Source organism: Streptomyces sp. NPDC056361 (assembly GCF_042262805.1).
Taxonomy (GTDB): Bacteria; Actinomycetota; Actinomycetes; order Streptomycetales; family Streptomycetaceae; genus Streptomyces.
In genome coordinates this window covers 1-9204 of record NZ_JBHJQI010000219.1, presented here as the reverse complement: position 1 = coordinate 9204, position 9204 = coordinate 1, and the positions used below count along the sequence as shown (strand labels likewise).

At 73.5% G+C, this 9204-nt stretch carries 9 protein-coding genes; 4 read left to right on the top strand and 5 right to left on the bottom strand.

Features of this window, described 5'->3' with window-relative positions:
- Positions 1-35: 35 nt before the first annotated feature.
- From ACFCY7_RS38200 to ACFCY7_RS38185, 4 genes are all read right to left on the bottom strand, one after another.
- Positions 36-1439, bottom strand: coding sequence for a flotillin family protein (locus ACFCY7_RS38200; protein ID WP_376490691.1), 1404 nt, complete (start codon positions 1437-1439; stop codon positions 36-38).
- An 83-nt stretch (positions 1440-1522) separates the two neighbouring features.
- Positions 1523-1753 carry a hypothetical protein gene (locus ACFCY7_RS38195; RefSeq protein ID WP_366306345.1) on the bottom strand — a complete coding sequence of 77 codons (231 nt, stop codon included), beginning with the start codon at positions 1751-1753 and terminating at the stop codon, positions 1523-1525.
- Positions 1754-1767: 14 nt separating this feature from the next.
- Positions 1768-2475: an alpha/beta fold hydrolase gene (locus ACFCY7_RS38190; protein ID WP_376490690.1), complete on the bottom strand. Its 708-nt coding sequence runs from the start codon at positions 2473-2475 to the stop codon at positions 1768-1770.
- A 51-nt stretch (positions 2476-2526) separates the two neighbouring features.
- Positions 2527-3795 (bottom strand): MFS transporter, encoded by a 1269-nt coding sequence (locus ACFCY7_RS38185; RefSeq protein ID WP_376490689.1) that lies wholly within the window; start codon positions 3793-3795, stop codon positions 2527-2529.
- Between the two features lie 155 nt (positions 3796-3950).
- On the opposite strand from ACFCY7_RS38185, the gene ACFCY7_RS38180 reads away from it, so the two are divergent.
- From ACFCY7_RS38180 to ACFCY7_RS38170, 3 genes are all read left to right on the top strand, one after another.
- Positions 3951-4985 carry a LacI family DNA-binding transcriptional regulator gene (locus tag ACFCY7_RS38180; protein ID WP_376490688.1) on the top strand — a complete coding sequence of 345 codons (1035 nt, stop codon included), beginning with the start codon at positions 3951-3953 and terminating at the stop codon, positions 4983-4985.
- 248 nt (positions 4986-5233) lie between these two features.
- Complete coding sequence (locus ACFCY7_RS38175; protein WP_376490687.1) at positions 5234-5503, top strand: hypothetical protein; 270 nt, start codon at positions 5234-5236, stop codon at positions 5501-5503.
- A gap of 276 nt (positions 5504-5779) precedes the next feature.
- On the top strand, positions 5780-6967 hold the full coding sequence (locus tag ACFCY7_RS38170) for a thiolase family protein (RefSeq protein WP_376490686.1): 1188 nt from the start codon (positions 5780-5782) through the stop codon (positions 6965-6967).
- A gap of 109 nt (positions 6968-7076) precedes the next feature.
- Here ACFCY7_RS38170 and trxA read toward each other — a convergent pair whose 3' ends face one another.
- Entirely contained in the window at positions 7077-7442 is a 366-nt protein-coding gene (trxA, locus tag ACFCY7_RS38165) for a thioredoxin (RefSeq protein ID WP_376490685.1), read from the bottom strand.
- A 116-nt stretch (positions 7443-7558) separates the two neighbouring features.
- Between trxA and ACFCY7_RS38160 the strand changes: the two genes are divergently transcribed.
- Positions 7559-9010, top strand: coding sequence for a dihydrolipoyl dehydrogenase family protein (locus ACFCY7_RS38160; RefSeq protein WP_376490684.1), 1452 nt, complete (start codon positions 7559-7561; stop codon positions 9008-9010).
- Positions 9011-9204 lie beyond the last annotated feature (194 nt).

Sequence of the window (9204 nt, the reverse complement as noted above, 5' to 3'; positions counted from 1 at the left end):
CCCGGGCCCGGTCCCTCACTCCGTGCGGCGCGCGGTCACTCCGCGTCGCCGATGGCGATCTGCACGCCCTCCTCCGCCGGGGCGGCCGACTGAGCCGGCACGGCCGTCCCGGCCGGGTTCATCGTCGCGAGCAGCTGCCGGGCCAGACCGAGCCCGGTGCCGCCCATGGTGAGCGCCTTGGCGAAGACGTCCGCCATGCCGTCGGCGCCGTTGAGCAGCACCATCTGGTCGACGTTCCCGAACGCGGAGGCGCCCGCGGAGACGATCTCCGGCCACTTCTCGGCGAGCTGCTGGGCGACCACGGCCTCCTGGTTCTCCGCGAGGGCCGCCGCACGCGCCTTGATCGCCTCGGCCTCGGCCAGACCCTTCGCACGCGTGGCCTCGGCCACCGCGAGGCCCTTGGCGTGCTGGGCCGCCGCCTCGGCCTCACCCGTGAGACGCGTGGCCGTGGCCTTGGCCGCGCTCGCGAGCTCGGTCTCCTTCGCCTCGGCCTCGGCGGCGGAGATGCGGGCGTCGCGTTCGGCCGCGGCGAGCGTCCGGGTCTCGTAGGCCATGGCGTCGGCGGGCTTGCGGACCTCCGCCTGGAGCTGCTGCTCCTTGCGGTGTCCCTCCAGCTCGGCGACCCGGGTCTCCTGGACGACGACCTCCTGGCGAGAGGCCGCCTCGGCCAGCGGGCCGGCCTGCCGGGCCCGGGCCGAGGCCTGGTCGCGCTCGGCCTGGTAGCCCGCCTGGAGGATCTCGCTGTCGCGGGTCGCCTCGGACATGCGGGCCGCGGCCTGCTGCTCCGCCTCGGTGGCCCGCCGGTTCGCCTCGGCCTGCGCGATCCGCGCGTCCCGCTGGACGGCGGCGGCGTGCGGGGCGGCGAGGTTCTTGATGTAGCCGGTCGGGTCCTCGATCTCGTGGATCTGCAGCGAGTCGACGATCAGACCGAGCTTCTCCATCTCCGTGCCACAGGCCGAACGGGCCTGCCCGGTCAGCTTCTCCCGGTCACGGATCATGTCCTCCACGGTCAACCCGCCGACGATGGCCCGGAGATGGCCGGCGAAGACGATGTGCACGCGTTCGGACATGAGCTTCTGCTGGTCGAGGAAGCGGCGGGCGGCGTTGGCGATCGACACGAAGTCGTCACCGACCTTGAAGATCACCACGCCGCGCACCTTGAGCGGAATGCCCTGGTGGGTGACGCACTCGACCGACAACTGCGTCTCGTTGAGGTCGAGCGACAGCTTGCGCACCGCCTGGACGCCGGGCAGTACCAGGGTGCCGCGGCCGGTGACGATGCGGAACCCCATCCCCGCGCCCAGGCCTTCGTTCTTGTGGTTGGAACCGGAGATGATCAGAGCCTCGTTGGGTTCCGCGACGCGCCACATCATCTTGAACACGGTGATCACGACGACGATGGCGCCGCCGACGATGCCCGCCAGAATGCCGATGCCCATGGGCAGGATCCCCCTTCACCGGAGCCGAGCGGACCCGGTGAAGGGAGTGTGCGCCCGTGACGGGCGCGCACTCAACGGTGCGGTCAACTGTCGTACGCGGCTGTGACATAGACGGTGCGTGGAGGGAGATGTTCCATGACCATCACGACCGTTCCGGTCTCGATCCGCTCCTTCGGTGTCGCCGGATAGGCGAGGAAGTGCTCGGCGCCGCCCCGGATCCGGACGATCACCTCGCCGACGAGGCCGGGACCGACGGTGCCGGTCACCCGGCCGAGCAGTCCCACCATCGCGGAGTCCATCGACGCGTCGTCCATGCCTGAACGGTACGTCAGATCCACCCGTCCAGCGCGGACATGAACCCGTCGAAGTCGTCCCGGTGGACGGTGTGCCCTGCCCCAGCCACCGTACGGAGGACGAAGCCGCGGTCCGCCAGCATCCGGGCGGCGCCGGGCGGGACCAGCAGGCTCGGGTCGGCGAGCGTGACGAGGGAGGGGACGGCGGCGCCGGCGGGCCACATGTCGACGCCCCTGAACTCCTCCAGCGCGTACGCCGTCCGCTCGTCCCAGTCCCGTACCGACGCCATCTCGGCGTCGACGTCCTCGTCGGGCCAGTGGGGGTTGAACCCCTTGATCTGGTCCCGGGTCATCGTCTTGCCCCGGACGAAGAGGCCGGCCCGGTAGCCGCAGGGCCCGGACCCCAGGTGCCAGGCGGGATCGGAGTAGACGGCCCGGGACGGCTTCAGCCGCTCGACCGCACGGGCCAGGGCGAGCGCCCCGAGCGAGTGGCCGACGACCAACTCGGGCCCGGCGGGCAGCGATTCGACGAGGTCGTCGGCGTAGTCGTCCGGCCGGTACCGCTCCGCCCCGGACGCCCGCCCGCTGGCCCCGTGCCCCCGCAGGTCCACCGCGATCACCCGGTAGCCGCGCTCCGCGAGCGCAGGTCCGACCCGACGCCAGGTGCGGTGGTCGGCCATGAGGCCGTGGACGAGCAGGGCGGTCCGGTCGCCGGACCCCCAGGTGGTGGTGTGCAGGCGCACGGTGCCGCCCTTCCCTCGTGCCCGGTGGTGTGCGGCGGACGCCGACCGGGGTCAGCGCACGCTGCGGATGGGGCGCACGGCGAGCGCGCCGAGTACCGACAGTACGGCCGCGATCAGGAACAGGGCCGTGTATCCGCCACTGAGCGACACGACGAGCGAGGCCACGAACGGGGCGACGATCTGCGGTCCCGCGTTGGCGACGTTGAGGACGCCCATGTCGCGGGCGGCGTCCTCGGCCTTCGGCAGCACCATGGTCACCAGGGCGGTGTCGACGGCCATGTAGCAGCCGAAGCCCAGGCCGTTGACGGCGGAGAAGGCGAGCATCGCCGTCCAGCTGGTGGAGACGGCCGGGATGAGCAGGGCGACGGCGGCGAGCGCGGCGGAGGCACCCACGAAGAGCTTGCGCCGGTCGTAGCGGTCCGACAGCCAGCCGCCGAGCACCGTGGACACCACCATGGCGACCGAGTTGAGCGGCATGAGGATCGCCACCGCCTCCTCGGGGGTCAGCCCGGCGGGCAGGTCGGTGTGGTCCTTCAGGATGTACAGCTGGAATCCGGCCACCGCGAAGTAGCCGAGGACCAGCAGGGCGCGGCCGATGAACGCCCAGCGGAAGTCGTGGTCCTTGAGCGCGCTGCCGAAGGCCGCGATCTGCTCCTTGACCGGCAGCGCGGCCTTCGGGGGCATGCGCTCCTCGCGGGCGCAGGTCGTGAACAGCACGGCGGTGGCGGCGACGATCGCGCCGAAGACCAGGTAGCCGGTGCGGTAGTCCTCGGAGAAGGCGGCGCCGACGAGGGCGCCGATCGTCGAGCCGATGGGCAGGCCGAGGCCGACGGCCGCCGACGCCTTGCCCCGCGAGGCGACGGGCACCCGGTCGGGCACCACGGAGGTGATGGCCGCCTGGTAGAAGTTCATGACGGCCTGCCCCAGGCACCAGGCGATGGTGACCAGCAGGATCGTGTGGACGCTGCCGAGCAGCAGCATCACCGGCAGGGCCAGCAGGCCGCCGGCCAGGATCCACGGGTTGCGCCGTCCCGAGCGGTCCGAGAGGGCGCCGGCGACCGGGTTGAAGACGGTGGCGAAGATCGCGGATATGCCGGAGACGAGGCCGAAGTTCGCCACCTTGTCCGCCGGGTCGATGGCCTCGATCTGGAGCGCGAGCAGCATGCCGGGGACGCCGATGTACAGGGCGTACATCGCGGTGTTCCCGGCGAGGAGCAGGGGCAGCAGGCCGCGTGTCGGCCGGGGGCCGGCGGGGGAGTCGGCGGTGGCGGTGCCGGAAGTGCCGGTGGCGGAGCCGGTGCCGGGGGAGGAAAGGGCCACGGTGCCCTCCTGGGGAGATCGCCCGATGAGGGGGCGAGGAGCGGATTGAACAGATCGTTTACACGTGTCAGTGACACGTGTGAGCATTGTGTAGCATTCAATTCCGGCCATCCGCCAGACCCTGTGCCGGATTGTTCTGGAAAGATGCCGAAGCGATGAGCCAGCCAACCGAACAGTCCCCCGAACGCCCCGCCGGGCGCGCGGTCCCGACGAGCGCCGACGTCGCCCGCCTCGCGGGCGTCTCCCGGGCCACCGTCTCGTACGTCCTGAACAACACCTCCGCCGTCCGCATCAGCGAACCCACCCGCCGCCGGGTCAGGGAAGCGGCCGAGGAGCTCGGGTACGTGCCGCACGCCGCCGCCCGCAGCCTGCGCGCCGGCCACAGCCGGATGGTGCTCCTGCCGACCGCCCACGTCCCGGTCGGACCGCTGTACAGCCAGTTCTTCAACGACTTCCAGTGGGCCCTGCGGCGCCTCGACTACACGGTGGTGCAGTACGGCAGCATCGGCATGCGGCCCGAGGAGGCCGCCCGCGCCTGGGCCGAGCTGCGGCCGGTCGCCGTGGTCTCGCTCGGCGAGGCCGAGGTCACCGCGCAGGGCGTCGAGATCCTCAAGCGCTCCGGTGCCCGGGCCGTGATCACCCTCGGCACCCAGCGCGTGGAGGGCACCCACGCCCTGGTCATGGAGCAGAGCCGGGTCGGCGAGGTGGCCACCGCCCACCTGGTGGAGACCGGCCGCCGCCGCATCGGCGTCGTCATCCCGGAGGAACCCGGCCTCGACATGTTCGCGGCACCCCGCCTCGAAGGCGCTCGCCGCGCGGCCGAGGGCACCGGCGCCACCGTCGTCCCCCTCCCGCTGCGGTACGACGAGGAGTCGGCCCGGGCGCTCGCCGCGCGGTGGCGGGAGGAGGGCCTCGACGGCGTCTTCGCGTACAACGACGAGTACGCGATGCTCCTGATGCGCGCGCTCCAGGACGAGGGCGTCTCCGTACCCGGTGAGACCGCCGTGATCGGCTCCGACGACCTGCTCCTCGGCCGCCTCCTCCGCCCCCGGCTCAGCACCGTCCGCATCGACATGGTCCTCGGCCGCGAACTCGCCGAACTCGTCGACCAGGCCGTCCGCGAACCCGAAGCGGAGCCCGTCACCCGCTCCCTGCTCGACTCGCGGGTCGTCCGGCGCGAGTCCAGCTGACGCGCCCGCCGACGCCCGACGGGATCCCGGACGGCGCGCTCGGCGCCGACCGGCGGGAATCCGTCCGGCGGCGCGGCGTCGTCGGACCGACTCGGCGTGGTCCGGTGGTCCGGCCTCGGCGGACCGGCTCGGCGTGGTCCGGTGGCGCGGGCGCCGTAGGGCGGCCCGGCGCGGTCCGGTGGCCCGGCATCGTCCGGGCGGCCCGGCGTCGTCCGGCGGGAGTCCGGTCGAGCGCTTAGCGTCGGTGCATGAGCACAGTTCCGAAGCGTTTCGAGATCCTGCTGGTGGCCGAGCACGTGGAGGACCGGGGCGGCGCCTCCGTGACGGACAGCGCCGTCCGCTCGGCCGTCGTCGAGGCCACCGGACGGCACGGCGAGTCGGGCTACCCGATCTACGAGGGGCACGGCATCAGGGCCGACATCGACCCGGAGACGCGCACGGTCGAGGCACTCCTCGTCGACGGGCGCGAGCTCGACTACGGCCTGACGGCGCTGGTCCGCCCTGCCGACCGCGGCTGACGTGAGGCCCCTCCGTTGCGGCCTGACGGCGCTGGTCCGCCCTGCCGACCGCGGCTGACGTGCGGCCCCTCCGTTGCGGCCTGACGGCGCTGGTCCGCCCCGCCGACCGCGGCTGACGTGCGGCCCCTCCGCCCCGGACGTCCCGAATCGGCCCGTTGACAGGGCGGGCCGACCGACGCAGACTCTGCGCGCGCACGCCGGCGAAGGTTTTTTCACCAGGCGAACAGCGTCGTTCCGAAGGTCACGCAGGCACGCAGGTCACGTGGGAGAGAACCGATGAGCATCCGCGACGTCTACATCGTCGACGCCGTCCGCACCCCGATCGGGAAGTTCGGCGGCGCCCTCGCCCAGGCGCGTCCCGACGACCTCGCCGCCCATGTGGTGAAGGCCCTCGTCGACCGCACGCCCGCGCTCGACCCGGCGCGCGTCGACGACGTGTACTTCGGCGACGCCAACGGCGCGGGCGAGGACAACCGGGACGTGGCGCGGATGGCCGTCCTGCTCGCCGGACTGCCCGTCTCCGTCCCCGGCGTCACCGTCAACCGCCTCTGCGGCTCCGGCCTGGAGGCCGTGATCCAGGCGGCCCGCGCCATCGCGCTCGGCGACGCCTCCGTGGCCATCGCCGGCGGCGTCGAGTCGATGTCCCGCGCGCCCTGGGTCCTGCAGAAGCCCGAGCGGGCCTTCCCCGCCGGTCACCAGCAGCTCCACTCGACGACCCTCGGCTGGCGCATGACCAACCCGAGGATGCCCGCCGAGTGGACGGTCGCGCTCGGCGAGGGCGCCGAGCTCGTCGCGGACCGGCACGGCCTCGCCCGCGAGCAGCAGGACGCCTTCGCCCTCGCGAGCCACCGCAAGGCGGCCGAGGCCTGGGCGAAGGGCCTGTACGACGACGAGGTCGTCCCCTACCCGGGAGTGGACCTCGCCCGCGACGAGTGCATCCGCGACGCCACCTCCATGGAGGCGCTCGCCAAGCTCAAGCCCGCCTTCCGCACCGAGGGCGGCACCGTCACCCCGGGCAACTCCTCGCCGCTCAACGACGGCGCCGCCGCCCTGCTCCTCGTCGACGAGGAGGGGCTGCGCGAGACCGGCCGCGAGCCGCTGGCCCGCATCCGCACGTCCGCGGTCACCGGCATCGAGCCCCAGCTCTTCGGCCTCGGCCCGGTCGCGGCGGTCCGCCGGGCCCTGGAGAAGTCCGGACGCTCCTTCGCCGACCTGCGCACCTTCGAGCTGAACGAGGCCTTCGCGGCCCAGGCCCTCGGCTGCCTCGCCGAATGGCCGGAACTCGACCCCGAGATCGTGAACCCGCGCGGCGGCGCCATCGCCCTCGGCCACCCGCTGGGCGCCTCCGGCGCCCGCCTCGCCGGCTCGGTGGCGCACCAGCTCGCCGCCGCCGGCTCCGGCACGGGCCTCGCCGCGCTCTGCATCGGCGTCGGCCAGGGCCTCGCCCTGGTACTGGAGCGCTGAACCGCCACCCACGGCACCAAGCCGGGCGCAGGCGAACGCGAGAGGGGTACGGGAGGCTCTCCCGTACCCCTCTCGCGCGGGTACCTCCCCGGGCGTCACGCCCGGCGGGTCACTTCTGCTGCGCGGCCTCGACGGACTTGCGGACCTCGTCCATGTCCAGCTTCCGCGCCTGGCCGATGACGTCCTCCAGGGCGGCCTCGGGCAGCGCGCCCGGCTGCGCGAACACGGCCACGTTGTCGCGGACGATCATCAGCGTCGGGATCGAGCGGATCTCGAAGGCGGCGGCCAGCTCCGGCTGCGCCTCGGTGTCCACCTTCGCGAAGACCAGGTCCTCGTGGCGCTCGGAGGCGGCCTCGAAGACGGGGGCGAACTGACGGCAGGGACCGCACCAGGAAGCCCAGAAGTCGATCAGGACGAAGTCGTTGCCGCTGACGACCTCGTCGAAGTTGTCCTTGGTGAGCTCTACGGTGCTCATGCTTCCTACCTTTCGGGGGTCTCCTGGCGGTGTCCTCACGGTCCCCTGGGGACTCGCCCCGCACAACGGCGTATCGAGCCGCGCTATTCCGGACCGCTGCCAGCAGACTGGGACCCATGACACGAACGGTGGATGCGGTGGATGCCGAGCACGCGTACGACGTGGTGGTCCTGGGCGCGGGGCCGGTCGGCGAGAACGTCGTCGACCGGGTGCGGGCGGCCGGCCTGAGCGCCGCGATCGTCGAGAGCGAGCTGATCGGGGGCGAGTGCTCGTACTGGGCCTGCATGCCCAGCAAGGCGCTGCTCCGCCCCGCGCTCGCCCGCTCCGACGCCCGAAAGGTCGCCGGACTCCGCGAGTCGGTCTACGGCCCGCTGGACGCCATGGAGGTGCTCGCCCACCGGGACGCCGTCGTCGGCCACTGGAAGGACGACGGCCAGGTGGACTGGCTCGACTCCATCGGCGCCCGGCTCTTCCGCGGCCACGGCCGGCTCACCGGGCCGCGCTCGGTGGAGGTCGCGGGCCCGGAGGGCGAGCGCCACGTGCTCACCGCACGGCACGCGGTCGCCGTCTGCACCGGCACCCGCGCCGTCCTCCCCGACCTGCCCGGACTGCCCGGGGCGCATCCCTGGACCAGTCGCGAGGCGACCAGCTCCGACCGCGTGCCGGAGCGGCTCGTCGTCGTCGGCGGGGGAGTGGTGGGCGTGGAGATGGCCACCGCCTGGCAGGCCCTCGGTGCGAAGGTGACCCTGCTCGTACGGGGCGGGGGCCTGCTGCCGCGCATGGAACCGTTCGTCGGCGAGCACGTGGCCGCGGCCCTCGCGGCGCGCGGCGCGGACGTCCGTACCGGGGCCGTCGTCACCGCGGTGGTACGCGACGGGGGCACCGGTCCGGTCACCGTGGTCCTGGAGGGCGGCGACCACGTCGAGGGGGACGAGGTGCTGTTCGCGACCGGCCGGGCCCCGCGCACCGACGACATCGGCCTGGACAAGGTCGGCCTGCCCCCGGGGTCCTGGCTCGACGTCGACGACAGCCTCCTGGTCACCGGCACCGACTGGCTCTACGCCGTCGGGGACGTCAACCACCGCGCGCTCATGACCCACCAGGGCAAGTACCAGGCGCGCATCGCCGGAGCCGCCATCGCCGCCCGCGCCCTGGGCGACCCGGCCCTGGACACCGGCCGCTGGGGCGCGCACGCCGCCACCGCCGACCACGCGGCCGTCCCGCAGGTCGTGTTCAGCGACCCCGAGGCGGCCGCCGTCGGCCTCGGCCTCGCCGAGGCCGAGCGCGCCGGCCACCGGGTCAGGGCCGTCGACCTCGACATGCGGCAGGTCGCCGGGGCCGGCCTGTACGCCCAGGGCTACCGGGGGCACGCCCGGATCGTCGTCGACCTCGACCGCGAGGTCCTCCTCGGCGCGTCCTTCGTGGGCCCCGGCATCGGGGAACTGCTCCACTCGGCGACGGTCGCCGTCGCAGGCGAGGTCCCCATCGCCCGCCTCTGGCACGCCGTCCCGTCCTACCCCACCCTGAGCGAGGCCTGGCTGCGCCTCCTGGAGGCCTATCGGGGCTGATCCCCGGGCGATCCCCGCAGCGTGCCGGAGCCGAGCCCGCGTCACTGCGTCCCCGGCGCCGGCAGGTCCTAGGGCCTGTCGTCACATTCCCGCCTGCCTCGCGACGCCTGGCACGCGCTCTCGCCGCACCGGGCGAAAGCCCGAGTACGTCCAGTACGCGGACTTCCACCCGGCACGCAGAGAGCACGCACCAG